This window comes from Saccharopolyspora phatthalungensis, from assembly GCF_014203395.1.
In the GTDB taxonomy this organism is placed as follows: Bacteria; Actinomycetota; Actinomycetes; order Mycobacteriales; family Pseudonocardiaceae; genus Saccharopolyspora; species Saccharopolyspora phatthalungensis.
The window spans coordinates 3749657-3773954 of sequence record NZ_JACHIW010000001.1; the positions used below are offsets into that span (position 1 = coordinate 3749657).

The 24298-nt window shown below is 67.4% G+C and carries 24 protein-coding genes and 2 pseudogenes; 17 read left to right on the forward strand and 9 right to left on the reverse strand.

The annotated features are described in order from the left end of the window. Positions 1-6 precede the first annotated feature (6 nt). Together BJ970_RS17435 and BJ970_RS17440 are read left to right on the forward strand one after the other, a co-directional pair. Entirely contained in the window at positions 7-261 is a 255-nt protein-coding gene (locus BJ970_RS17435; RefSeq protein ID WP_184729177.1) for an SHOCT domain-containing protein, read from the forward strand. Further along, positions 258-944 carry a hypothetical protein gene (locus BJ970_RS17440; protein WP_184727229.1) on the forward strand — a complete coding sequence of 229 codons (687 nt, stop codon included), beginning with the start codon at positions 258-260 and terminating at the stop codon, positions 942-944. The genes BJ970_RS17435 and BJ970_RS17440 overlap by 4 nt, the downstream gene beginning before the upstream one ends. A 21-nt stretch (positions 945-965) precedes the next feature. Here BJ970_RS17440 and BJ970_RS17445 read toward each other — a convergent pair. Then, positions 966-1565 (reverse strand): annotated as a pseudogene (locus BJ970_RS17445) (hypothetical protein). Positions 1566-2407: 842 nt separating this feature from the next. Here BJ970_RS17445 and BJ970_RS17450 point away from each other — a divergent pair. The 6 genes from BJ970_RS17450 to BJ970_RS17470 all read left to right on the forward strand — a co-directional run bounded on the left by BJ970_RS17450 (position 2408) and on the right by BJ970_RS17470 (position 10017). Next, a complete protein-coding gene (locus BJ970_RS17450) occupies positions 2408-2827 on the forward strand; it encodes a CBS domain-containing protein (RefSeq protein ID WP_184727230.1) in 420 nt (139 codons plus the stop codon). Between the two features lie 25 nt (positions 2828-2852). Then, positions 2853-4262, forward strand: coding sequence for a phosphoenolpyruvate synthase (gene ppsA / locus BJ970_RS37915; protein WP_246470892.1), 1410 nt, complete (start codon positions 2853-2855; stop codon positions 4260-4262). Continuing rightward, positions 4228-5292 (forward strand): putative PEP-binding protein, encoded by a 1065-nt coding sequence (locus BJ970_RS37920; protein WP_312864296.1) that lies wholly within the window; start codon positions 4228-4230, stop codon positions 5290-5292. Before ppsA ends, BJ970_RS37920 begins: the two co-directional genes overlap by 35 nt. A gap of 59 nt (positions 5293-5351) precedes the next feature. After that, positions 5352-7472, forward strand: a complete 2121-nt coding sequence (locus BJ970_RS17460; protein ID WP_184727231.1) for an adenosylcobalamin-dependent ribonucleoside-diphosphate reductase — start codon at positions 5352-5354, stop codon at positions 7470-7472. A 19-nt stretch (positions 7473-7491) separates the two neighbouring features. After that, positions 7492-8844 carry a wax ester/triacylglycerol synthase family O-acyltransferase gene (locus tag BJ970_RS17465; RefSeq protein ID WP_184727232.1) on the forward strand — a complete coding sequence of 451 codons (1353 nt, stop codon included), beginning with the start codon at positions 7492-7494 and terminating at the stop codon, positions 8842-8844. Between the two features lie 243 nt (positions 8845-9087). Continuing rightward, positions 9088-10017, forward strand: coding sequence for an alpha/beta fold hydrolase (locus tag BJ970_RS17470; protein ID WP_184727233.1), 930 nt, complete (start codon positions 9088-9090; stop codon positions 10015-10017). Between the two features lie 157 nt (positions 10018-10174). Here BJ970_RS17470 and BJ970_RS17475 read toward each other — a convergent pair whose 3' ends face one another. Further along, on the reverse strand, positions 10175-11014 hold the full coding sequence (locus tag BJ970_RS17475; RefSeq protein WP_312864297.1) for a universal stress protein: 840 nt from the start codon (positions 11012-11014) through the stop codon (positions 10175-10177). A 157-nt stretch (positions 11015-11171) separates the two neighbouring features. Then, positions 11172-12218: an RNA 3'-terminal phosphate cyclase gene (gene rtcA, locus BJ970_RS17480; protein ID WP_184727234.1), complete on the reverse strand. Its 1047-nt coding sequence runs from the start codon at positions 12216-12218 to the stop codon at positions 11172-11174. Positions 12219-12429: 211 nt separating this feature from the next. Here rtcA and BJ970_RS17485 point away from each other — a divergent pair, with 211 nt between their 5' ends. The 4 genes from BJ970_RS17485 (at position 12430) to BJ970_RS17500 (ending at position 14826) form a co-directional block, all read left to right on the forward strand. Then, on the forward strand, positions 12430-12858 hold the full coding sequence (locus BJ970_RS17485; RefSeq protein ID WP_184727235.1) for a DUF2267 domain-containing protein: 429 nt from the start codon (positions 12430-12432) through the stop codon (positions 12856-12858). A gap of 30 nt (positions 12859-12888) precedes the next feature. Further along, positions 12889-13689, forward strand: a complete 801-nt coding sequence (locus tag BJ970_RS17490; protein ID WP_184727236.1) for a ribosome hibernation promotion factor — start codon at positions 12889-12891, stop codon at positions 13687-13689. 194 nt (positions 13690-13883) lie between these two features. Further along, the gene (locus BJ970_RS17495) at positions 13884-14270 is read left to right on the forward strand and encodes a hypothetical protein (RefSeq protein ID WP_184727237.1); all 387 of its coding nucleotides are present in this window, start codon (positions 13884-13886) and stop codon (positions 14268-14270) included. 106 nt (positions 14271-14376) lie between these two features. Next, positions 14377-14826 carry a hypothetical protein gene (locus tag BJ970_RS17500; protein WP_184727238.1) on the forward strand — a complete coding sequence of 150 codons (450 nt, stop codon included), beginning with the start codon at positions 14377-14379 and terminating at the stop codon, positions 14824-14826. Between the two features lie 93 nt (positions 14827-14919). On the opposite strand, the gene BJ970_RS17505 is transcribed toward BJ970_RS17500, so the two are convergent. Next, positions 14920-15216, reverse strand: a complete 297-nt coding sequence (locus BJ970_RS17505) for a DUF3303 domain-containing protein (protein WP_184727239.1) — start codon at positions 15214-15216, stop codon at positions 14920-14922. A 368-nt stretch (positions 15217-15584) separates the two neighbouring features. On the opposite strand from BJ970_RS17505, the gene BJ970_RS17510 reads away from it, so the two are divergent. Continuing rightward, positions 15585-16520: a ribose-phosphate diphosphokinase gene (locus tag BJ970_RS17510; RefSeq protein WP_184727240.1), complete on the forward strand. Its 936-nt coding sequence runs from the start codon at positions 15585-15587 to the stop codon at positions 16518-16520. A 58-nt stretch (positions 16521-16578) separates the two neighbouring features. On the opposite strand, the gene BJ970_RS37925 is transcribed toward BJ970_RS17510, so the two are convergent. Then, positions 16579-16665, reverse strand: a complete 87-nt coding sequence (locus BJ970_RS37925) for an Hsp20 family protein (protein ID WP_312864454.1) — start codon at positions 16663-16665, stop codon at positions 16579-16581. 38 nt (positions 16666-16703) lie between these two features. Here BJ970_RS37925 and BJ970_RS37930 point away from each other — a divergent pair, with 38 nt between their 5' ends. Continuing rightward, positions 16704-16967 carry a hypothetical protein gene (locus BJ970_RS37930; RefSeq protein WP_246471856.1) on the forward strand — a complete coding sequence of 88 codons (264 nt, stop codon included), beginning with the start codon at positions 16704-16706 and terminating at the stop codon, positions 16965-16967. A 64-nt stretch (positions 16968-17031) separates the two neighbouring features. Here the strand turns inward: BJ970_RS37930 and BJ970_RS40015 are convergent. The 3 genes and pseudogenes from BJ970_RS40015 to BJ970_RS37050 form a co-directional block, all read right to left on the reverse strand. After that, positions 17032-17154 (reverse strand): annotated as a pseudogene (locus BJ970_RS40015) (ubiquitin-like protein Pup); the annotation flags it as partial. Further along, positions 17147-18148 carry a sigma-70 family RNA polymerase sigma factor gene (locus BJ970_RS17525; RefSeq protein WP_221467205.1) on the reverse strand — a complete coding sequence of 334 codons (1002 nt, stop codon included), beginning with the start codon at positions 18146-18148 and terminating at the stop codon, positions 17147-17149. The gene BJ970_RS17525 and the pseudogene BJ970_RS40015, both read right to left, overlap by 8 nt. 44 nt (positions 18149-18192) lie before the next feature. Further along, positions 18193-18720 (reverse strand): hypothetical protein, encoded by a 528-nt coding sequence (locus BJ970_RS37050; protein WP_221467206.1) that lies wholly within the window; start codon positions 18718-18720, stop codon positions 18193-18195. A gap of 288 nt (positions 18721-19008) precedes the next feature. Here BJ970_RS37050 and BJ970_RS17530 point away from each other — a divergent pair, with 288 nt between their 5' ends. Beyond that, positions 19009-20880 (forward strand): S9 family peptidase, encoded by a 1872-nt coding sequence (locus BJ970_RS17530; RefSeq protein WP_184727242.1) that lies wholly within the window; start codon positions 19009-19011, stop codon positions 20878-20880. A gap of 35 nt (positions 20881-20915) precedes the next feature. On the opposite strand, the gene BJ970_RS17535 is transcribed toward BJ970_RS17530, so the two are convergent. Beyond that, complete coding sequence (locus tag BJ970_RS17535) at positions 20916-21743, reverse strand: universal stress protein (protein WP_184727243.1); 828 nt, start codon at positions 21741-21743, stop codon at positions 20916-20918. Between the two features lie 247 nt (positions 21744-21990). On the opposite strand from BJ970_RS17535, the gene BJ970_RS17540 reads away from it, so the two are divergent. Next, positions 21991-23328 (forward strand): phosphoribosyltransferase, encoded by a 1338-nt coding sequence (locus BJ970_RS17540; RefSeq protein ID WP_184727244.1) that lies wholly within the window; start codon positions 21991-21993, stop codon positions 23326-23328. Between the two features lie 80 nt (positions 23329-23408). Continuing rightward, positions 23409-24290: a universal stress protein gene (locus BJ970_RS17545; RefSeq protein WP_184727245.1), complete on the forward strand. Its 882-nt coding sequence runs from the start codon at positions 23409-23411 to the stop codon at positions 24288-24290. The last annotated feature ends 8 nt before the right edge of the window (positions 24291-24298 follow it).

Below are 24298 nucleotides of genomic sequence, written 5' to 3' on the forward strand. Positions count from 1 at the left end.
ACCGCGATGATGTGGGGTTATGGGCCGGGGATGGCGTGGATGGTATTCATGCCGCTGGTGTGGCTCGTGCTGGTCGGATTGATCGTCTGGGCTGTCGTCTGGCTGGTCCGGGGCGGCCTCCGCGGTGCGGGCAACCATGATCGGCGAGACACGCCGGAGGAAACCCTGGATCGGCGATTCGCCGCCGGCGAGATCGACGAGGAGACCTACCGCCAAGCGCGGGAAGCGCTGACCCAACGTCACCGGGCTCCGCCGCGATGACCGCGGTGCACGGCCGTTTGCTACCGCTGACCGTTCTCGTCCTCGCCGTCACGGCCCTGATCGCCTCGGTAATCTGGATCGTTGGCGGGGCGAACGTGTGGTGGGCAGGAAGTACCACCGAGCCCGCGCCGCCCGGCTACGGAATGCCCATGATGCCGGGAAACGGTGGCCTGCCGGGCCAGGGTGTGCCCGGGGTCGTGGCGGTGCGCACCTTCGCCGATGCACGCCGCGCCGCGGACGAGTTCGGACAGCAGCGCGACCTGCACGCCGGCGAGATCATGCAGTTCAGCAACGGTTACTACGCTGAACTCCTCGACTCCCGAGGCCGTGGTGCCACCGAGGTCCTCATCGACCCCGCCAGCGTCTCGGTGTTCTTGGAGCCGGGGCCGGCGATGATGTGGAATACCGCCCACGGGACGATGCCCGCGCCTGCTCAGACAGGTCCGTCCACCGTGACCACCGAGCAAGCCCAGCAGATCGCCGACCAATGGCTGTCGCAGAACCACACCCGCCTGCACGCGACCGACCCCACCGCATTCCCCGGCTACTACACTCTGCACACCGTCCGCGACAATCAGATCGTCGGGATGATGTCGGTCAACGCCCGGACCGGCGCCGTCTGGTACCACACCTGGCACGGACAGTTCATCGCCATGCAGGAAGCCCCCGCCCAGCAGCCCTAGCGGACGCGGGCGATGCCGGATTCAGGGGAGCCCGCCGGTGCGGTGCCCCAGCGGGTTGATCAGTCCCGTCGTCCCCCCGAAGAATTCCATTGCCTGGTGCCGACGGCCGCAGGCGAGGACCCAGGCGTGCACGACCGAGCTGAGGGTGGATCCGTGGCTGGTGCGCTGGAGGTAGTACTCGATGTTGTCGGGAATGCTAGGAACGGGGTAGTCGAGCCGGGTGAGGATTTCGGCGAGTTCTTCGGCCGACAGGAGGTAGAACAGCATCAGCACATCGGCTTGCTTGGATGCCTGGTAGCGGTTCGGGTCGTCGCTCGGCGCCGAGGATGCGGTCGAGGCGTGTCGCGCGTCAGACTTTGTGGCTCAGAGTTATGTAGGCTCCTGGATGTCGCCGTAGCGTCGGCGGTAGGCGTTCCAGTCGAGTTCGGCGAGGCGGTCGTAGCCTTCGAACTCGCTGATGATGCCGTTTCCGTGGAACGGCACGAACATGCGTTGCGCGATGCGCTTCCAGCGGTCGATCTCGCCATGCCGGATTTCCAGTTGGTCGGTGAGTTCGTGCCTGCGGTCGTCGGTGAGCTCGTGCAGGACGTGCACGGCGGTGCGGCACAGCCAGGCGGGCATGATGTTGGTGTAGGCGTTGTTGTCGATTCCCGGTCGATCCCGGGGTATGCGGTGTAGTACTCGTCCGGGCTGACGCGACCAAGGCGCGCGGTGTTCGCCGAGCGCCTGGCAGAAAATGTACCCGGACAGCGAGGCGTTGTGCGTGGTGAACGGGATTGGCCAGTGCTGCCTGGTCGATCACGCCGCGAACGCACGGCTGATCGTCGTGGGCAGCCGGTGACAGGGCGGCATGACCGGGATGCTATTGCACATGGCGCCGGTGTCCGGTGCTCGTCGCTCGCGCACCCGTGACTCACGGCTCGGCGCTACTGGCCTGGCGCGGGATTCCTTGCTTGGTATCGCGAGTTCTCCGCCTCTCGCAGCACGACATCCTTGGCGCACCACTATGTGGCTTACCGGGCGTTCGTCCGAGCGAAGGTCGCGTGCCTGCCACGCGCGGGGTGTGTCGGAGGCGGCTGCGGACGCCGAGCGGCTGGCCGCCACGGCTTTGCGGCATCTGCACGCCGGGCAGATCAGGCTGATCCTGGTGGGAGGACTGCCGGGCACCGGTAAAAAAGCTGTGGCCGGAGCGCTGGCCGACCGCATGGGAGCGGTCCTGCTTCGCACCGACCAGATCCCCCGCGAACTTCCCGGTGCCGCCCAACGGCAACTTGCCGCGCACGCAGGATACGGTCGCGGCCTGCATGAGAGCGGCGACGTCCACGACACCTGCCGTGAAATGCTGGCCCGCGCCCGAACCTGCTCGCACACGGAGGTGCACGGACTTCCTCGGGGGCCTTCGCCTCTAGCTCGAGCCGCTGGCTTGTGGTCGGCTGCCCGTAGTAACCGAAGGGGAGGTTCCCATGAGCTTGCGTGAGTTTTTGAGTTCGCCGGTGAGCTGCCGACCGGAGGTTTCGCTGGCAGAAGCAGCCTCACAGATGGACAGCCACGGCGTCGGGAGTGTCGTTGTCGTCGATGACGCCAACCATGTCGTCGGCATCGTCACTGACCGTGACATCGTGGTCCGCGGTATCGCGAGGGAACTCTCGCCCAGCACTCCTGTGCGCGAAGTGATGACGAGCGACGTCGTTTCCCTGTCCGAGGACGCGGATCTCTTTGACGCCGCGCAGCAGATGGCTTCGGGTGAATGCCGCCGAATGCCGGTCGTTGACGCTGAGGGCAACCTCAAGGGTGTTGTGAGCTTGGATGATCTGATGGTGATCTTCTCGCGGCAGACCGGCAGTCTGGCGCAGGTCATCGCGGCAGAGCACGTGGCTCATTGACTCCTCGGCGGCGAGCGGGTGCTACATGTTTGAGCGGGCTGTGGTGTGCTGGTTCGAGGATCTTTCCTCGGCTGATACGGCACTGGTGGGTGGTAAGAACGCTTCCTTGGGAGAGATGATCGGGAACCTCTCGGTGCACGGGGTGCGGGTGCCCGGTGGGTTTGCCACCACGGCCCAGGCATATTGGGATTTCCTCGACGCCAACGACCTGCGGGGCCGCATCCGCGAGCAGATCACTGCATGGCGCGAGGGCACCGACCTGGCTGAGGCGGGCGAGGCCATCCGCGGGATGATCGGAAGTGCCGAGCTGCCGCCGCATCTGGTGGATGCGCTCACCAGTGCCTACCGGCAGTTGGGTGACCGTGTGCGCCGCGGCGATCCTGATGTGGCGGTGCGCAGCAGCGCCACTGCCGAGGATCTTCCCGAGGCCAGTTTCGCCGGTCAGCAGGAGACCTTCCTCAACGTCACGGGAGAATCGGCGCTGCTGGAGGCCTGCAAGCATTGCTATGCCTCGCTTTTCACCGATCGGGCTATCTCCTACCGCGAACACCACGGCTTCGACCACCTGAAGGTCGCCCTGTCGATCGGCGTCCAGGAAATGGTCCGCTCCGACCAAGCCGGCGCCGGGGTGATGTTCACTCTCGACACCGACAGCGGCTTCCCTCGGGTCGTGCTCATCAACGCCTCGTGGGGTCTGGGGGAATCCGTGGTCGCGGGCAAGGTGGACCCCGACCAGTACCTGGTCTTCAAGCCCCTGCTGGAGTGCAGCGAGTTGGTCCCGGTGATCTCCAAGCAGGTCGGCCGCAAGCAATCCAAGATCATTTACGGCAGGTGCGGCGGTGAGCCGACAGCGACCGTGCCGACCACGGAGCAGGAGCAGGCGTCGTTCGTTCTCGGCGATGACGAGATCCTCCAGCTCGCGCGGTGGGCGACGCTGATCGAGCAGCATTACGGCCGCCCGATGGACATCGAATGGGCCAAAGACGGCCGAGGTGAACTCGCCGTCGTGCAAGCACGACCGGAGACCGTGCACGCCCGGCGAGAAGCGTCGACGCTGCGCTCCTACCGCCTGACCACCCGCGGTACGCGGCTGGTCAGCGGGCTGGCCATCGGCGATGCCATCGCCGCCGGCACGGTCTGCAACCTGCGCAGCGCCGAGGAGATCGACCGGTTCGAATACGGCTCGGTGCTGGTCACCGGCGCCACGGACCCGGACTGGGAGCCGATCATGAAACGGGCGGCGGCCATCGTCACCGACCGTGGCGGGCGCACTTCGCATGCCGCGATCGTCAGCCGGGAACTGGGGGTGCCCGCCGTCATCGGGACCGGCAACGCCACCAGCACCCTCAGTGAGGGCCAGCAGATCACCGTCTGTTGCGCTGAAGGCGAACACGGGGCACGTGTACGCGGGGCTTCTTGGCTACGACGAGCATGAGATCGAACTCGGCGCGATTCACGCCACGAAAACCAAGGTCATGTTCAACGTGGCGGACCCGTCGGCGGCCTTCCGCTGGTGGCGGCTGCCCGCCGATGGCGTGGGGCTGGCCCGCATGGAGTTCGTCATCGCCAACCACATCAAGATCCATCCCATGGCGCTGGTCCGGTTCGACCAGCTCACCGACGCCCACACGAGGAACCGGATCAGTGAGCTGACCCGCGGCTATGCCGACAAGACCGAGTTCTTCATCGAGCGCCTGGCATACGGCATCGCCCGCATCGCCGCCGCGTGGTGGCCGAACCCGGTGATCGTGCGGACGAGTGACTTCAAGACCAACGAGTATGCCCGGCTCATCGGCGGCGAGGCGTTCGAGCCCGAGGAGGAAAACCCCATGCTGGGCTGGCGGGGCGCCAGCCGCTACTACGGCGCGGGTTATCGGGAGGGTTTCGGCCTGGAATGCCGGGCACTGCGCCGGGTGCGAGACGGCATGGGACTGACCAACACGATCGTGATGATCCCGTTCTGCCGCACCCTGGACGAGGCCGATCGTGTCCTGGCCACCATGGCCGACTACGGCCTGCGCCGCGGTCGCAACGGTCTGCAGGTCTATGTCATGGCCGAGATCCCGTCCAACATCATTCTCGCCGAGGACTTTGCCGACCGTTTCGACGGTTTTTCCATCGGCAGCAACGACCTCACCCAACTCACCCTCGGCGTCGACCGGGACGCCGAGCAGTTGGCACCCCTGTTCGACGAGCGTGACCCGGCTGTCCGACGAAGCATCGAAACCTTGATCAACTCCGCGCACCACAAGCACCGCAAGGTGGGCCTGTGCGGCCAACGCCCCAGCGACGACCCGGACTTCGCACGACTGCTCGTCCGCGCCGGCATCGACTCCATCTCGGTCACACCGGACAGTTTCCTTGCCGTGAAGGACAACATCGCCGTCGCCGAACGCGAACTGCGACAGGAGCCGTCGACCGATGGGGAGGCAACGACCATCGCGGAAGCCGCACGCATCCACTGAGATCCGCGCGGGTGCTTGCGGTTGGGCGACTGCGAGAGTGGCAGGTGATACTCGAAGGCATGAGCCAGCCAGGGCACCACGCGTCGCGTTGGCCGACCCAGGTACGCCGTCGGGACGGCCGGTTGGTGGACTTCGACGTCAAGCGGATCGAAGCAGCGATCGCCCGCGCCGCGCGCGAAGTCGGCCACGGGGACGGGCACTTGGCCGGGAGCATGGCTGAAGCGGTGGCTGACGGGTTGGGCGGCCAGCTTCGCCACCGGGTTCCGACGGTTGAGCAGATCCAGGACGCGGTCGAGCGGCGTTTGGTCGCTGAGGGTCAGCACGAGATCGCCCGCGCCTACGTCGTGTATCGCCAGCGGCGCGCGGAACTGCGCGAAGCCAAAGCGCTCCTACGGGTGCGCGATGAGCTGAAGCTCAGCCTGGCCGCGGTGACCGTACTGCGGCAGCGCTACCTCCGCCGCGACGCGCATGGTCATCCGGTGGAATCGACGGGAGAGATGCTGGATCGGGTGGCGACGTTCGTCGCGGCGGCCGAGGACACCTACCAAGCCGGGGCGTCGGAGCAGTGGGCGCAGCGGTTTTCCACGTTGCTGCGCAGCCTGGACTTCCTGCCGAACTCGCCGACGTTGATGAACGCGGGCACGCCCCTCGGGTTCCTGTCCGGCTGTGTGGTGCTGCCCGTGGAGGACTCGCTGCGGTCGATCTTTTCCGCCCTGCAATACGCCTCGATCATTCAACAGGCCGGTGGCGGAACCGGGTATGCGTTCTCCCGAGTGCGTCCTGCCGGTGACCTCGTGGCCAGTACCGGCGGTACCGCGAGCGGCCCGGTGCCGTTTCTGCGGGTCTTCGACACTGCTGCGGACGTGGTGCGCCAGGGCGGCCGCCGGCGAGGCGCCAATATGGCCGTTCTTGACGTCTCCCATCCGGATATCTACGAATTCGTCACCGCCAAGGCGGCAGACTCGGCAGCATTGGAGAACTTCAACCTCTCCGTCGCGGTCAGCAATGCTTTCCTTCGTGCTGTCGAGGCCAACGGCACGCACCGGTTGGTCAATCCGCGCACCGGGCGAACGACGGCCCGAGTGCCGGCAGCGGACCTCTTCGACGCCATGTGCGAGTCCGCGCATCGATGCGGCGATCCCGGTCTGCTGTTCCTGGACACCATCAACCGCGCCAACCCGCTTCCCCACCTGGGGCGCATCGAAGCGACCAACCCGTGCGGGGAGGTGCCGCTGCTGCCCTACGAATCCTGCAACCTCGGCTCGATCAACCTCGCCCACTGCACCGCCGACGGGCGTATGGACTGGGACCGCCTGACCAACATCGTCGAGGTGGCGGTGCGGTTCCTCGACGACGTCATCGACGTCAGCCGCTATCCGTTCGACGAACTCGAACAAGCGGCCAGGGCGAGCCGCAAGATCGGGTTGGGGTTCATGGGCCTGGCCGAAATGCTCGCCTCCCTCGGCGTGCCCTACGACAGCGCCCAGGCCGTGCGACTCGCAGGCCGGATCGCCCGCCACGTTCAGGACACGGCCCACGCAGCCTCAGCGCGGCTGGCCGAGTCCCGCGGCGCCTTCCCCGCCTTCGCCGACAGCGCTCCGGCCAATTCCGTCGCCGTGCGCAATGCGCAACTCACCTCGATCGCGCCCACCGGCACGATTTCCCTGATCGCCGGCACCACCGCAGGAATCGAGCCGATGTTCGCCATCGCCTATGCCCGCAACGTCCTCGACCGACACCTGCTGGAGAGCAATCCCTGCTTCGAACGGCTCGCGCGCGACCGCGGTTTCTACAGCGACGCCCTGCTGACCGAGATCGCCCGCACCGGCGGGGTGCGCGGCAATCGCCGCATCCCCGAGGACGTGCGCGCCGCCTTTCCTACCGCACTGGAGATCGCCCCCGAGTGGCATTTGCGCATGCAAGCCGCGGTCCAGCGGCACGTCGACGCCGCCGTGTCCAAGACCATCAACTTGCCCACCAGCGCCACCGTGGACGATGTCCGGAAGATCTTCCTGGAAGCCTGGCGAGCCAAAGTCAAGGGCATCACCGCTTACCGCTACGGCAGCCGCCCACACCAGGTCCTCACCCTCGTCTCCCCGGAAGACCGCGCCGCCGAACCGCCATTGCGCGTCGATACCACCTTCGTGGGTGGCTGCGCCGCGCACACCTGCGAATTCTGACCTGGCAATGGTGAGGTCCATGGCACGTCAGCAACTGGGGGCACTGGACGTGGCGTTCCTGTGCCTGGAGCGGGAGACCACACCGATGCATTTTGGTGCTCTGCTGGTGTTCGGCGCTCCACCATCAGGGGAGGTCCGCAGTGTGGCGACGCTGCTCGGTGAGCGGGCGGGGCGGCTGGCAGCGCTGCGTCAACGTGCCCAGCCGACGTGGTGCCCTCCGGGAGGGGCGGTGTGGACCGAGGCCCCGGACTTCCGCATCGAGAACCACCTCGCCGTGCACCACCTCAAGCATTCGGACGAGTTGGCCGCCGTCGTTGCCGAGGCCATGGCCCGCCCTCTGGAACCGGCCCACCCCCTCTGGCACCTGGACGTGATCGGGTTGGCGGACGGTCGTTTCGCCGTGCTGGCCACGCTGCATCACGCCGTCTGCGACGGGCCCGGGGCAGTCGAGCTGGGTCTGGGATTGTTCGACGGGTTCACCGCGCCGGTACGGCCATCGGCATCGTGCAGCGGGGACCGCCCAAGCTTGCGGACTGCTGCGCGCTCGGCCAGTGCGGCGCTGACCCACCCAGCCCGGTGGATCGATGGCGCCACGAAGATCGCCCACCTGGGAAAGCGAATCTACGAGTCGGCGGGAATCGTCTCCGCCGTTCTCGGCGGCATGCGGCTGCCTGACCCCGGCTCGCCCCTGGTGGGCACCCACTCGGCCCGGCGGGGGGTCGCGATGTCTCGATTGAGCCTGTCCCGTTTCCAGCACGTTCGAGCGCTGCACGGCGGCACCATCAATGATGTCATTTTGGCACTGGTGACCGGAGCACTACGTGAGTGGCTCAAGCGGCGGAACCGCACGTTGCACGGACGCACCGTGCGGGCATTGGTGCCGGTCAACCGCCGCCAGTCGCCATCCTCGGCGTCCGGCCGCAACCAGCTGTCCGGGTATCTGTGCGAGCTACCGGTGGGAGAGCCCGATCCGCTTCAGCGACTGCACGAGATCCGCTCGATGATGAACAGCAGCAAGGCGGCGGGGCCGTGCCGAGGACCTGGCGCGTTCCCCGTCGTCGCCGAACACCTCCCACGCGTCGTGCACCGGATCGTCACGCCCGTGATCGCCCGCGGCGCTCCGTTGTTGTGCGACCTCGTCGTCTCAAATGTCCCACTGCCCGCCATCACGCTGGCCGTGCAAGGCGCGGAACTGCACGAGGTGTATCCCTTCGTGCCACTTGCCCCCGGACACATCATCGGCATCGCCGCCTGCAGCTACGGAGACGCCATGTGCGTGGGCGTCAATACCGACCCGCAAGTCATGGCCGATCTCGCGGACTTCGCCGACTCGCTACCGCAGGAACTGGACAAGCTCGCAAGACACACCTGAACACCAGAGTGGAAGTGAGCACAATTCTTGGCCACGGCGAGCAATGTCAATAACGAGCTCTGAACTGGTGCGAGGCGTGACATGGTCGCAGGGGAACATTCGGCCTGACCTGGACGTTGTTTCTGATGAATCGCTCGGGGGTGGAGTGCAGTGTGGTGGTTCAGGAACTCGTCCAAAGCCAAACCGGATAATGCAGCGTTCGCCCCAGCCGTTCAGGTGCCGGAGGCGTCGGAAATTCTCACCGTGACGGCATCCGACGGGGTGCAGCTGCACGCGGAAATCGTCGACTGCGGTGCCGGCGACGTGACCGTCATCTTCTGCCACGGCTACATGATCGACTCGCGGAGCTGGCACTTCCAGCGCGCGGCCCTGGCAGACCAGGCGCGGCTGGTGCTGTGGGATCAGCGCGGACACGGCCGGTCCGGTTGGGCAACACCCGCCAACGCCACCATCGACCAGGTCGGCCAGGACCTGTTCGCGGTCATGCAAGCGACCGCGCCACACGGTCCGGTGGTGCTTGTCGGCCACTCGATGGGCGGCATGGCCATCCTCGGGCTTGCGGAGTCCCATCCGGAGCTGTTCGGTGACCGTATCGTGGGTGCCACTCTCATCGCCACCTCAGCCGGTGGCCTGTCCGGTGTCACCCTGGGTCTGCCCGAACCGGCGGCCCGCCTGCTTCACCAAGCCGTTCGGACGAGCTTGTCCCTGCTGCGCAGGCAGTCGCACATGGTCGACACCGTTCGCCGCGTCACCAGCCGCACTTCGTTTCGGCTCACCCAGCGCTACCTGTTCGGCTCGCAGGTCCTGCAGCCCGTTGCCGAGCTGACCGCGCGTGCGATGGCCTCGACCCCGATCGCGGTGATCGCTGAGTTCTTCCCCGAACTCGACACGTTCGACAAACGCACGGTCGTGTCGGCACTCGGGAAGGTGCCCACCCTGATTCTTGTCGGAGACCGCGACACCATTACTCCGATAAGCCACAGCGAAGCACTCGCACGGGAAATCCTGGGTGCCGAACTGGTCGCTGTTGCCGGCGCGGCCCACCTGCTGATCCTGGAGTCGCCACAACGCGTCAACGAGCAGCTGCAACGGCTCGTCGCAGGCGTCGCCCAGCACAAGACGCCACCTTCGCCAAGCGAGCACGCAAGTCGGGCAACAGACGCGCCTACCTGACTCGGCATCGCGGAATCCGCTGGCGTAGGTGCGTGCTCACTGCTCAAGTCCTGGATTCCGCCGACATGTCGCACCGACGCCAGGCAGCCCGTCGAAAGCAGCCGCTCAGGAATTGCGCGGACCGGATAGCTTCCGTGCCTGCCGATCCTGGCGCCCGTCAGTCGCTCGCACTCGGGATGCGGACGACGGCAACGGGGCAGTGGGCGTGATGCAGCACCCCGCTGGCAACGGAACCGAGGAGCATCCCTTTGAATCCGCCTCGCCCACGGTGACCAACGACGACGAGCTCGGCCTTGCGGGACGCCTCGGCTAGCGCCGAGACGGGATGACCGTGCTGGGCAACCTTACGGATTCGCACGTCCGGGTACTTCTCGCCGTGCCCGGCCACTTGCTCGGCGAGGCGTCGTCGCATCGCCTCGTCGATGTCTGCCGGGCTGGGCAGTGTTATCGGTGTGGCGAAGACGTCATCGTGCTCGGGTCTTCGCCACACCTGCATCACGACGAGACCGAGTTTCCGCACGGCGGCGGCTTCGAGGGCGAACTCGAGCACATGCCGACTCAGGGGGGAGGTGTCCAAGCCGACGACGACAGGGCCGGTGGCCCCGGCTTCCGTGCGTGCGACGACGACCGGGCACGAGCTGTGGATGGCCACGCTGCTGCTCACCGACCCCAGATGTGTACCGGCGAAGCCACCACGCCCGCGGGATCCGACGACGATCATGTCGGCTCGGGTGGAGTGGCTGATGAGGACTTCGGCAGGGTGTCCGGGAACGACTTCCTCGGTGACGGTCACCTGCGGTGACTGCATTCGGCAACGGTCCGCCAAGTCCTGCACGATTTGCTCGGCATCAGCGGTACGCGCCCAGTTGTTGTCGACCATCACCAGGTGCAGTGGCCGAAGCCGTAGGTGCGCGTCCTCTGCCGCCCAGGAGGCAGCCGCCGCCGAGTGCGAGGAACCGTCCACCCCCACAACGATGGAACGTGCTCGATCTGTCACGGTCGACTCCCCGCGCTCAAGGCTTACCGCTACGGCGTGCGGACGGTGAATGCGCGCTGGCACCGCTCGTCCTGGCACACCGCGAATACCCCTGCGGTGTCGGAAGTGAAACAGGAGCCCCGGGTCAGCACAGCTCGCTCGATGGGTGGCAGGAGCGTCAGTGGGCGATCCGAGCGGCGGAGCCGTGGATGACGATGCGGTCGTGGGTCACGCGCGCCCCTGTGCCGAGAAACAGCGACGCCAACCACAGTCCTGTCGTCACGTGCTCGGTGACAGAGGGTATCCGAAAGATGCTGTCGCCGGATGCCAGCGCCGCGAACGGGAGGATCTGGTCGGCGGTGAAGCGGTCCGTCGTGGCTCCGCTGGCGATCTCGTGCAGCAGCTGGCGAGCGACCGTTGCGCCGATGTGCTCGGCTCGCCGGTGTGGGGCGCCGGCGCCGTCCGCTCCTAGGCGCACCCCGTGGGTGAGGTCGGCGAACAGTGCGAATGCTGCACCTGGCTGTGCTGCGGTGAGATCGTTGCGTTGCTCGATTTCGACGTCGAATCCTTCCGCGGCGAGGACGCCGCCTGCGGCGTTGGCCATCCGGGCGGATACGTGTCGGTACTCGAGGTGCGAGGACAACGCGATCCCCCACAGGCTGCGCACGTTGCCAGGCTGGTCAAGGGTCACGGGATGGAGCCCGTGTGGGGCAGGGTGCACGATGAGACGGATGATGCCTCCCCCGATGGGGGTGTAGCCAGGGCGGACCAGTTCCAGCTCCGCGTCCACGCCGACGCGGCCGACCAGGGGCAGGAGCACATGCTGGAGGTGAAACACCGAGGGCGCGGAGTCCTGGAACAGGCCGCCGCGAATCTCGAGTTCGACTCCTCGCCCGCGGCAGACAAGCAGTGGGAGCACGGCCAATGCCAGTGCGGTCGCCGATCCGGCCGTCCCCACGTCCCAGGCGTAGCGTCCCTCGGGAATCAAGCGACCGGGAGAGAATGCGAGCGTGCGCGATCCGACTGTGGCGCCCTCCAGCGCGCCCCCAACGAGGTCGCGAACGGCCTCCACGGCACGCACGTGTTGCGGACGCAAACCAGGATGGGGGCGGCGGGCTCGCGCATTCCATATCCTCACCGGCTGGCAGGTGAGCCCCGCGTAGGCCACGGCCTGGCGCACGACGCTGCCACTGCCGCTGTACAGCGACCCATCAATGCCGATCACGAGCCCTGAACCAGCCGAATCGGTCGCGGTGCGCTCGACCGCACCTGTCTCGGTCCCGGACCGGGTGAGTCATAGCCACGAGTGTGCTGACGTCATCCTGGATTGGCAGGGGGAATTGGTCACCGCTGGGCCCGTGGACTTCCGCCTCTTCATCGTGCCTCCGCTCGATGTGGAGCCTGGATGCGGAATCGGATGGGAAGGAGGGGCAACCGTGCCGACGGCGAACACTCCGCTCTTCGACCACGCGGTGCAGACGGCGAGCACGTGGGTGCACGACGTCAGCCACGAGTTCGACACCGACGACCGGCACTTCGCCTACCGGGTTCTGCGCGCGTGGTTGCACGTGCTGCGGGATCGGCTGCCGGTGGAAGCCGCCGCGCATTTCGCCGCGCAGCTTCCGGAACTGCTGCGGGGCGTCTACTACGACGGCTGGAATCCCAGCGCGGTGCCGGAGAAGTACGACGCTCAGCAGTACCTGTCCCGATTCGCGCGGGAGGCGAACATATCCGTCACGGACGTGCACCGGGCAGCCCCAGCGATCACTGCGGTGGCTCTCCGGCACCTTTCGCCCGGACAGGTCGACAAGGTGCTCGACCAGCTCCCGGAAGACATCCGCGCACTGCTGCGCCCGGCGGCCTGAAGCCGACCGACGGGCTGGATTGGAGTTGTGATGGTGGCTCGACCACGAGCTTCGCCGGATGTTCCGGTCGACGTGCAGGTCAGCGATGAACCTATTAGCGAGATCTCCGACTACGCCGAGCAGCAAGTCCGTTCCGTCTTTCGCTTCGCGCACGAGCCCGTGCTGTACGCGCGGGTGCGTGTGTCGCGTCATCGGGATCCGGCAGCGTCACCGAGAGCAACCGCGCAGGCCAACCTCGATGTCAACGGGCGGCTGGTGCGGGCACAGGTTTCCGCGCCCACCTCCGAGGAGGCCATCGACCGCTTGCAGGAACGCCTCCAGCGCAGCCTGGAGCGAGTCGCCCGGCATTGGCAGGCGCGGCGGGGCAGGACGACATCGGCGCAACCGCACGAGTGGCGTCACGGTGACGAGTCGGCGCACCGCCCCCCGTACTTCCCGCGCCCGGTCGACGAGCGCGAAGTGATCCGCCACAAGACCTTCGCCCTCGCACGCTGCGGCGTGGACGAGGCCGAGTTCGACATGGACGTCATGGACTACGACTTCCACCTGTTCACCGAGCTCGGCACCGAGCAGGACAGCGTGCTGTACCGCACGCCGAGCGGATACCGCCTGGCGCAGATCGACCCGGACCCAGACCACCTTGCCGAGCACGCCGTCCCGGTGACCGTCAGCGAACGGCGCGCGCCTGTGCTCAGCACCGCCGAAGCCGCCGAGCGATTGGGTGCGATGGACCTTCCATTCCTGTTCTTCCTGGACGGCGAACGCGGCCGTGGAGCCTTGCTCTACCACCGCTACGACGGCCATTACGGACTGATCACGCCTTCGGACTAGCAGACCGGTCCGGGCTTGCGCGGGGACTTCTGGCCCCTTTACGGCTCGGTACCCGGCCGTGATGCTGAAAGCGCTGGGCAAACCCGGTGACCTTCCGGGGGCAGATGGTTTCGCGAAGGCTTGTTGGCCTTGCTTGACCCAACGTCATAAGACGGGGAGCCGCCCCCGGGCAGGCCTTGTCGGAGGAGTCCACCGTGGTGGAGAAGGGTTTCGCAACACCCGAGGCTCGCCGGGCGGCAGCACACGTAGCCGTGGAAGCACTCGTGCAGCCCGATCGGAGTGTGAAACTGCGGGTGCAGTGCGCCGAGAGCCACCACGTGGCGACCGTCTACGACACGGATGTGGGTCTGGTCTACGTCGCGCGGAGCGGGCCGCACTCCCATGGTTCGAGGGACTTCGTGGACGTCGCACACCACGATGCGGTGCCCGGGGTGGAAGTCGTGGACGTGCTCGATCCGGGAACAGGCGCGATGGCGGACGACGCGCTGCCGGCCACGTGCGAATGCGGACCGCGCCGGGTGTCGCGGTCCGAGTTGCTCCGGGCAGTCGAGTCGGGCCAGCACCGGCTGTTGGTTTCGTAACCGGGTGCACGGTGTTGTGTCTCGGGTTTCTCGTAGTTGCCATGCGCGGCTACCGCATACTCGTTGCGGCGAGCGCCGAGATCGCTGGGACCACGGAGCAGCCACCATGACCGCGAACATCTTCACGACCGACCCTGCCGAGCATCCCGACGTCGCTCGCCTGCTCGATCTTCTGGAACTGCTGCCGCACTCCCGCGGCAGTGCTTCGCACGCACTGGACGAAGACTTCGTCCGCGAACTCCGCCGTGTCCTCGGTGCGGAGCTGATGGTGGTCTGGGACAACATGTTCCAGACCTGGTCGGAAGACATCCCGCACGCCCCGCACAGCTGGATCCCCCTCCAGCGGCTCGTGGACTACCTCCTTGAGATCGTGACCCACCCCAGTCCAGAGCTGCATCCCGTGTTCGACCGAGTGAGACCGATCTCGGCCGACGACGGGCGGTCCGCGGCCGGGGTTATCGGGCGCTTCTGGGAAAACGACGTGGCTACGACGGCGTGGCACCTGTACGTCTCGATGGAGGCCGCAGAACGACGCTCGCTTCGCATCGCTCCATGAACCGACGCTGCCACTCGGCGCTGCGGAAACCCGGACCTGGTCAACCTGCACATGCGGCGGCGCCGACGTCCGGGTATTGGTTGCGGTTGCCGGTCATGCGGTCGCTTGGAGTTGCTGGCGAAATTCGTCGATCATCTGCTGGTAGCGAAGTTCGTAGATCGCGTGCACGTCCCAGCTCACCAGATCCATGTAGGGCTGGAGAAGATCGGTCAGCTCGTGCGGGTCGTCGGTGTCGACGAGGAGGAAACCCGAGCCACCGCCAGCCAGGTTGTACCAACCACGGATCTTGTCCGGCTTGTTGGTACCCGCCTCGTGCTGTTCGAGAACGCGACGCCGCACGTCCTCCGCACGCGTGTTCTCATGCCACCGGAAGCGGCAGTACCACAACATGATCGTCCCCCAAAAGAAGTTGATTTAGCCGAGGAATCGCGGATCGACCCGGATCGCCCTCCACGCTATCCGCAGGCCCGCCCCACCGCAGCCTGGCCGACGCGCCGGTCCTTCCCCGGGCACGCCCGAGATTCGCCGAGTGGCAAGAGTCCGAGGGCTCGGGACGCACCTAGTCGTGGAATCTGCGGCATGGGCTTTCTGCTCTATCGCGGCATCTTCTGAACTTCCAGGATGGGAAAACTGACGTGAGCCGCTGCTTCCTGCCGCTTGGCTCGTGGACGGGCTGCCTGTGTCGCCGTCGTCGATACGGCGTCTCCTGGTGAAGCCGGCACGTCAGATTTGCCCAGGCACGACGGAGCTCAGATGCGATGACAGCCCAGATCGTGGCGGGAACGGCCAACCGCCCGCTCGCCGAATCCATCGCGGAGGTATCGGGGGCACGCTTGGCCGGATGTTCGGTCGAGCGATTTCCCGACGGCGAGCTACGGCCGGTGGTCGACTGCGCCTGCGGCGCGGATGTCTACGTGGTCCAGCCCACTGGGCCTCCGGTCAACGAGAACGTGGTGGAACTCCTGCTGCTGCTCGACGCGTGTCGGCGCGCGGACGCGGCACGGGTGACCGCAGTGGTGCCGTACTTCGGGTACGCGCGCCAGGATCGGCGTAGCCGAGCGGGCGAATCGGTGGGTGCCCGGGTGGTCGCCGACGCGATAGCGGGTGCGGGAGCGGACCGGCTGATCGTCGTGGACCCGCACACGAAGTCGCTCGAGGCCATGTGCGGAATACCGGTCGAGATGCTGACCGCGGTGCCGGGGCTGGCGGCTGCGGGAGCGGAGCGCGTAGTCGGCGAAGCGGTGGTCGTAGCACCGGATCTCGGTGCGGTGAAGCTCGCAGAGCATTACGCCGCTTTCCTGGGGGCGCCGGTGGCCGTGGTCCGCAAGACCCGACAAACCGGTTCGACCGTGCGTGCCGAAGAACTGGTGGGCGATGTCGCGTCGAGGCCCGTGCTCGTCGTGGACGACATGATCAGTACCGGCGCCACCATAGAAGCAGCGGTCCACGTCCTGCTGGAAAGAGGCGCATTGCCCGAGATCACCGTGGCAGCCACGCATGGCCCCCTACTTGGCCCCGCCGCCGACCGGCTCGTCGCACTACCACTGCGCACCCTGCTCGTCACCGACACCCTGACTCCGGGTGAGCTGACCACCCTCCGGCCGGAGGTTCATTCCGTTGCACCGCTGCTTGCGGATGCCATCAGCCGTCTGCACCAGAACCAGAGCGTGGACGATCTCCTCGCTTGGAGCTGAAGGAGCGCCTTGCCCGGAGCCGGGGCAACCCCCCGGCTCCAGGTCGGCGCTCGCAGCTCTACTTGATTTCGATCTTGCGTGGCTTGGACTCCTCGGCCTTGCGCACGCGCACCGAAAGCACCCCGTCTTCGAGCGTGGCCTCGATGTTCTCGGTGTCGACTTCGCCGGGAGTGGAACGACGGGATGCTTGCGTTCGACACGAGTTGCCAGCTTGGTGCTCTGCTCGGGATTCAGGTGGTGGGTGTGGGTGTTGACGAGCCTCGGGTGCCGTGGGAGCTGACGAATGAGAAGCTGTGCGCCCGCATCACCGAGGCGTACCGCGTACGCAACATGGCACGTGCGTCCGGGGATGCGGCCGAAGCTGTTCTCGTTGAAGAGGCCATGGATTGGTTCCTCGACCTGCTGTCCGAGCGCATGCGTGGGCAGGAGCTCGATGAGGGCCGCTGACGAACCCCGTTGCCCGGTTGGTCAACGAGTCGACTACTGGCCGTCCTTCTGGACGTAGGAACGCGTAGGAACGGACGAATGCTTCGGCGTTCTCTTCGAGGACGTCGTCGATCTCATCCAGCATGGATTCTGTTTCATACTCCATTTCCTCCCGCCGCAGCTGGCCTGTCGGGCTCGGTTCAGGCAGGTCGTCGTCGCGGTGCGGGTAGCCGGTGTTTCCCGGACAACACCGGTCCGACTCGTTCCGGATCACGCAACTCCTTCAGCGCCTGCTTCTCCAGTTGGCGGACCCGGTCGGTGCTCAGACCCACGCGGGCGGCAACGTCTTGGACGGTGGCCGGCTGCCCGGTCTGCAGGCCGTACCGCAAGCTCAGGATGAGGGATTCGCGAGGCGGCAAGGTGTCGACGAGGATGCGTATTTCCCGTGCGAGTTCGTGGTATTCGACGACGTCGAGCGCGTGGAGCACGTCGGTGTCCGGGATCAGGTCGCCGACGGTGGCTTCGCCGTCGTCACCGACCGGGGTGTCCAGGCTGAGCGAGATGTGGGCGAGTGCGCGGAGTTCGGTGACCTTGGCTGCGGTGATCCCAGCGGCTTGTGCCAGTTCGTCGACCGTTGGTTCTTCGCCGAGGCGCGCGCGGAGGTGCTCTTCGCAGCGGGCGAGCCGGGTCAGTTCCTCCACCTGTCGGTTGGGGAGCCGGATCGCTCTGGCGCGTTGTGCCATGCCCCGCCGGATGCTTTGGCGGATCCACCACATCGCATAGGTGGAGAACTTGTATCCCTTGGTGTAGTCGAATTTCTCGACCGCATGAATGAGGCCCAGGTTTCCCTCCTGCACCACGTCGAGGTACGACATGCTCTGCCGTGCGTGCCTTTTCGCCTCGGCGGCGACCAGGCGCAGGTTGGCGCGGATCAGCTGGTCCTTGGCGCGTTGCCCGTCTTCGGCGATGGTCTCCAGGGCGTGCCGGTCGCGTGGCCTGCCGCCCGCTGCTTCGTGGTCGGTGAGCAGGTGCGCGGCGTACACGCCGGCCTCGATGCGTTTGGCCAGCGCGACCTCCTGACCTGCGGTCAAGAGCGGGATCGCGGCGATCTGGGAGAGGTACTTGGCGACCAGATCCGCACCGTGGTCAGGTTCGGGAGGTTCGACGCGCTCGGCTGGTGGTGGGTGTCGAGTGGTGTTCATGAGGATCCCCCCGTGCAGTTTGCCGCGGTGAGTGGTTCGGAAGATCAGCGGTCGGCGCTGGTACGCGAAGAGCTGTGTCGTTGGCCGCTGCGCTTGGCGCCTGGCGGCCAGACGACGGTAAGCGGCAGCCCCCGCGCGCGTGCCGCGGAGACGAGGGCCGCGGTGGCATCCGTCCCGTGAGGGTTGGTGCCGTCCCAGACCGCGAGGAGACGATCGGCGAGCAGAAGCATGAAGTAATTCGCCTCGCGATAGGCCGCTTCGTCTGACTCGGCGGCAGGTAGGCGGTGCAGTCTGCGGGAATGGGCAAGGAGGGATTGGTACTCCGCGCGGGAGCCCCCAGGCAACTGCTCCTCGTAGTTCGCGGTGGGGACGACCACTTCGAGCTCGCCCCCGAGATCGGCAACTGCCCGGGCGAGGAGTAGTTGCGCCCCGGGCGCCAGGCACGTGATGCCCACGATGTCGCGGTGGCTGCCCTGGACCAGGCGGGGTAGCTCGTCGCGAATCGCCTCGTCGACGAGCTCGGCGGTCTCGGGCGTGAGATGCCGGTGTCCGGCGAGAGCGATCTTGGTCATCCGGCCGTCCTCCTCGCGCTTGGTTCGTTGCTACCGCACCGTCGCCAGCGGCTGGATGGTCCGTCCAGGGGCGAAGGCCACCACCCTCGGAAGTGGGCGCGCGCTGCCCGAGGCCGGGTTCGGTCTGGCTGGCGCTTGCGGGGAACACTCGCTTCCTGCCGCCGTGACAACGCGGCGGTCGTGAGAGAGGACTTCGTCCCCTTGTTCCGGCGGCCTGTCTGGCTGTTGTGCTGCGAACAGGCAGGGCCGAACGCGTGAGCGGCGAGCGGTGAGCGGAGGGCGATCGCGATGGCTGGTTCGGCACCGTACGGAACGTGGCAGTCCGCCATGACCTCTCGTGCGGCGGCGCGCGCGGTCGCTGTGCGTTCTGTCGCGTTGGGCGCAGATGGCGTGTTGTGGTGGGAGGAGACCCGGCCGGAAGAAGACGGGCGTAGCGCAATTGTTCAGTGCGCGCTTGATGGGGAGGCCACCGAGGTATTCGGCAAGGAATTGGCGGCGTTGGGGGCTCAGCACGATCTCCGATCCTGGCTCCCCGTGGCCGGCCGGGCATTGGTCGTGGCCGACGACGATGGTCTGCACCTGGTGCGCCGCGCGTGCCAGGTGCAGACCCTGACCGCCGGGTCACCCGGTACGTACCGTGATCTCGTGCGTGGTCCGGATGGCCGGAGCGTGTGGTGCGTGCGTGAAAGGCGATCTGAGCGCGCAATCGTGTCGGTGTCCCTGGACGGCGCCTATGCGGTCCGGACACTGCTGAGGACAGAGGAATGCATCGGATCGCCACGTCCGTCTCCTGACGGGTCGATGCTGGCGTGGCTTGCGTGGCAACACCCGCACGTGCCGTGGGACGGGTGTCGGTTGTGGGTCGGGCCGGTCACGTCCGAGGGCGTTTCGCCGGCGTGGAGCGTGTTGGGTGGGCTCGGCGAGTCCGTGTTCCAGCCCGAGTGGATCGGCCCGGGTGCCCTCTCCGCGGTGTCCGACCGGTCACGTTGGTGGAACCCGTACGAGGTGCGCTTGGATGGAGCACTGCGGCCGTTGGCGTGTTGGCCGGAAGAGTTCGGCTGGCCGCAATGGGAAGGCGGCCTGGCTACCTACGGCCGGCTCGCGAACGGACGGCTGGCGATGCTGCACGGTACGGGCGATTGGCGCCTGGATCTGCTGCACCCCGACACCGGTACCCTCGAGCCCCTGGACCTGCCATACACCGCATACCAGCCCCGGCTGCGCACATCCGGCAATGTGATCGCAGGTGTTGCCGGCTCCCCCGTGCAGCCCGCCGCCGTCGTGGTGGTCAATGCCAGCACCGGAGCACGCCGGGTGCTGCGCCGGTCGATGCCGACCCCAGCGCGTGGCTGGTGTGCCCCAGCGGAGTGGACCACCTTCGCTGGACGCGACGGCCACCAAGTCCACGCGGTCGTTCATCCCCCGCACAACCCCGACCTGCGCGCACCCTCTAACGAGCGGGTTCCCTACGTGCTGTTCCTGCGGGATTGGCCCGCCGACCGCGCGACGCGGATGCTCGATCCGGTCGTCCTGTTCTTCACCAGCCGTGGTGTCGGCGTCGCCGACGTCGTCTGCCGAGGCATGTCGGGATTCGGGCGCGGCTACCGCGAGCAGATCTACGGACGGTGGGGCATCGCCGATGTCGAGGATTGCGTCGTTGTCGGTCGAGAGCTGGTCCAGCAGCGCGGTGCGGACCCGGCGCGTTTGCTCGTGCGCGGGGTCGGTGCCGGGGGTGCCACTGCGCTGGGGGTGCTGGCGCACACGAATCTCTGCGCGGGCGGCACGATCTACGCCGGTGTAGCCGACCTTCCACTGCTTGCCGAACAGGGAAGTCGCAGGATGGCCGACCACCTGCGAGCACTGGCCGCCGATTCGACCCTGCAGCGAGACCCATCGTGGCTGCGGAGCATCCGTCGTCCGGTGCTCATGCTCCACGGCACCCGCGACGAGGTCGTTCCCCCGTCGCAGAGCCGACTGCTGGACGAAGCCCTGCGACGCAACGGTGTCGCGCGTGCCCGTCTCGTCTTTCCCGGCGAGGGCCACCATTTCCGGCGGGCCGATCCCATCAGCCGCGCACTGGACGCCGAAATGGCCTTCTATGGCCAGATCCTTGGCTTCACACCGGCGGGCAGTTCCGCGCTGGTGCTGCACTCGCCCTAAGGCAGCGCCGTTACCTGATCACGGTTAGGCGGGGCTCAGCGGACGACGGTGACGGGGCAGGGTGCGTGGTGGAGCACACCGGAGGCGACAGATCCCAGCAGCAGACCGGGGGCACCGCCGGTGCCGCGGTGGCCGACGACCAGCATTCGGGCGGCACTGCCGGCCTCGGCCAGCTCCTCGATCGGGTAACCGCGCCGCACTTCTGCCCGGGCGCTGACACCCGGGTAGTCCTCGGTGCGTTCGGTGAGTTGCCTGCCGAGGTGTGCCAGTGCTTCGTCGTGCCAGCGTTTCCAGTCGATGTCGATGATGGACTGCTCCGTCCAGGGGTATTCGTTCCGGATGTCGCGTAGGACGAGAATGGCCAGCACATCGGTGTGGTGCAAGATCGCGGCCTCGAGGGCGAACCGTAGGGCCGTACCGCTGTGCTGAGAGTCGTCGTAACCGACGACGATCGGACCGCTGGTGAACTCGGTGTGGGGCCCGTGTACCACGGTGACCGGGCAGTAGGCGCGAGTGGCGACCGCGGTGCTCACCGAGCCCAGCCATCCGGCCGGTTCCTCCCGCCCGCGGGATCCGGTCACCAGCAGTTGCGCCTCGCTGGAGCGCCGGATGAGTTCCGCAGCGGGGCGGCCCCGGCAGAGATGCTCGGAGATGGCCACTTGCGGACGGTGCTCGCGGCACCGGCCGGCCACGTCCTGCAGCCGCTGCCGGAGATTCTCTTCCAGGGTCGGGTCGTCGTTGACGACCACGAGTTGCATGTCCGCGTGACGCAGCGCGGCCTCCGCCACCGCCCACAACGCGGCTTCCGATGACGCCGGGAAGGCATCCACCCCGACGAGCACAGGTCTGCTCGGTGTTGCCATGTTCCACCTCGTTTCCTCAGTGGCGCGTGGATCGTTCGCATCCGTCCGACGCGCCACCGCTACGACGCCGCCGTCGGTGGTAACCGGCCGCTGCTGCAGATCCGGTGGACCGTGTACGACGTTGCCAGTAGCCATGCGGATGCGCATGCCCAGCGGACGCCGTCCGAGTGCGGAAAGGGACGTTGGGCCACTGCGTGCGCGATGCCCGCAGGCCAACACTGGGCGGGGAGCCGTGGGAGGTGACGGCATGCCGTTCGGTGACCGGAGAGATGCGGGGTGGCGGCTGGCCGAGCAGTTGCAGCACCTGCGCGACGAGGACGTGGTGGTGTTGGGGTTGCCGCGGGGTGGTGTTCCGGTCGCTTTCGAGGTGGCCCGGGCACTGGACGCCCCGCTGGACGTGATCGTGGTGCGCAAGCTCGGTGTTCCCTTCCACCCCGAGTTGGGGATGGGGGCGATCGGAGAAGGCGATGTCCGCATCATCAACGACGAGGTGATGTGGCGGACCGGGGTGCGGCCCGATGAGCTTGCGGAGGTCGAGCAGCGGGAGCGCGTCGAGCTGGACCGGCGGGCCCAGCGGCTCCGGGAGGGTCGCGCGCGGGCGGAGCTGTCGGGGCGGACGGCGCTCATCGTCGATGACGGGATCGCGACCGGCTCCACTGCTGCGGTGGCCTGCCGCGTGGCTCGCGCGCAGGGCGCGGCGCGGGTGGTGTTGGCGGTGCCGGTAGCCCCGCGCAGTGCGCTGGAGAGGCTGCGGGAATCCGTGGACGAACTGGTCTGCCTGGAAACACCCGTGGGATTCTGGGCGATCGGCCAGTGGTACGCGGACTTCAGCCAAACTTCGGACGCGGAGGTGGTCGACTTGCTTGACCGGGCCGCGCAGGCCCATCCCACGCCCACCGCGACCCAAACCACGGCCGGGGATCCCGACGCCTGGCTACGGGATGAAGAGGTCGAGGTCGAGGTCGGTCCGGTGCGGCTGGCGGGACATCTGAGCGTGCCCGAGCGAGCCCGGGGGATCGTGGTGTTCGCGCACGGCAGCGGCAGCAGCAGGCACAGCCCCCGCAACCGGTACGTGGCCGGGAAACTCAACCGCGCCGGGTTGGGGACGTTGCTGTTCGACCTGCTCGCAGGGGCCGAGGAATTCGACCGCAGGAACGTCTTCGACGTCGAACTGCTGGCGTCTCGGCTGGTCGAGGTGACCAGGTGGTTGCGCACCCAGCCGGAAGCCCGACGCCTCGGCCTCGGCTACTTCGGCGCGAGCACCGGAGCTGCGGCAGCGCTGTGGGCGGCTGCCGAGGCGCCGGACCTGGTGAAAGCCGTGGTCTCCCGCGGCGGCCGGCCGGACCTGGCTGCTGCGCGGCTGGCCGAGGTGCAGGCTCCGACACTGCTGATCGTGGGTAGCCGGGATGACGCGGTGCTCGGACTCAACCAGCAAGCACACGCCCTGATGCGCTGCGAGAGCCAACTCGCAATCGTGCCGGGAGCGACCCACCTGTTCGAGGAGGAAGGGACTCTGGACGAGGCTGCGGAACTCGCCCGCGACTGGTTCACCAGCCACCTCGCGGCAGTCGGGCGCAGGGCCTGAGTCGCAACGATCGGTGCCCGAGCGCAGGGTTCTTTCTGCTCATCGCGTCGATTCCTGGTCCACCGGGGGAGGCCGGTCCGGTGTCGGAAGTTGGTCATGAGGTCGTCGTGGGGCTCGATGCTTCGACGGCGTCCCGCCACGCTGCGGGGTGGGCGGCTCGGGAAGCTGCCAGCAGGCGTCGTCCGCTGCTGCTGGCGCACGTGTTCCCCCGGCCGTTGCTGGAACTCACCCGCTCTCGACGGTCAGGGGAGTCAGAGTCCCACGAGCCCGTTCAACAGGCCATGCGGCGGGAGTTGAACGCGGTCGTGCAACAGTGCCTCCAGATCGCGCCCGGGTTGGAGATACGCACCGAAATGCTCTCCGGCGACCCGGTTGAGGTGCTGGCGGGGAAGTCCGAGCACGCCGAGTTGCTGGTGGTGGGTTCCTCGGGCATCGGCAGCGCGGATCTGGTCCTGGTCGGCTCGACCGCGGCCGAGTTGCTCGCTCACCAGACAGGTGGGCCCGTGGTCATCACCCGCGGCGGCGATCAGACCGGGCAGGAATCCCCGCAGGTTGTGGTCGTGGGCGTGGACGGCTCCCCGAACAGCGTCCGTGCAGTCGACTTCGCATTCGACTTCGCTTCCCGGCATCGTTGCCGTTTGGTCGCTGTGCACGCCTGGAGCGACCTGCCCCTGGATTACGCGCTGGCATGGGATCTCGATCACGATGAGGCGCATCGGGAAGCCTCGGAGCTGTTGTCGCGGTCCTTGGCGGGATGCGCGGAACGCCATCCCGACGTTGCGGTGCGCGAAGTGGTCACGGTCCAGCGCCCGGCGCAAGCGCTCGTCGAGGCTTCGCGGGGCGCGGAATTGCTGGTTGTCGGCAGCCGTGGTCGGGGCCCGGCCCGCCGGGCTGTGCTGGGGTCGGTCAGTCACGCTGTGGTGCACGCCGCGCCGTGCACTGTCGCGGTGCTCCGCGGATGAAGGGGTCG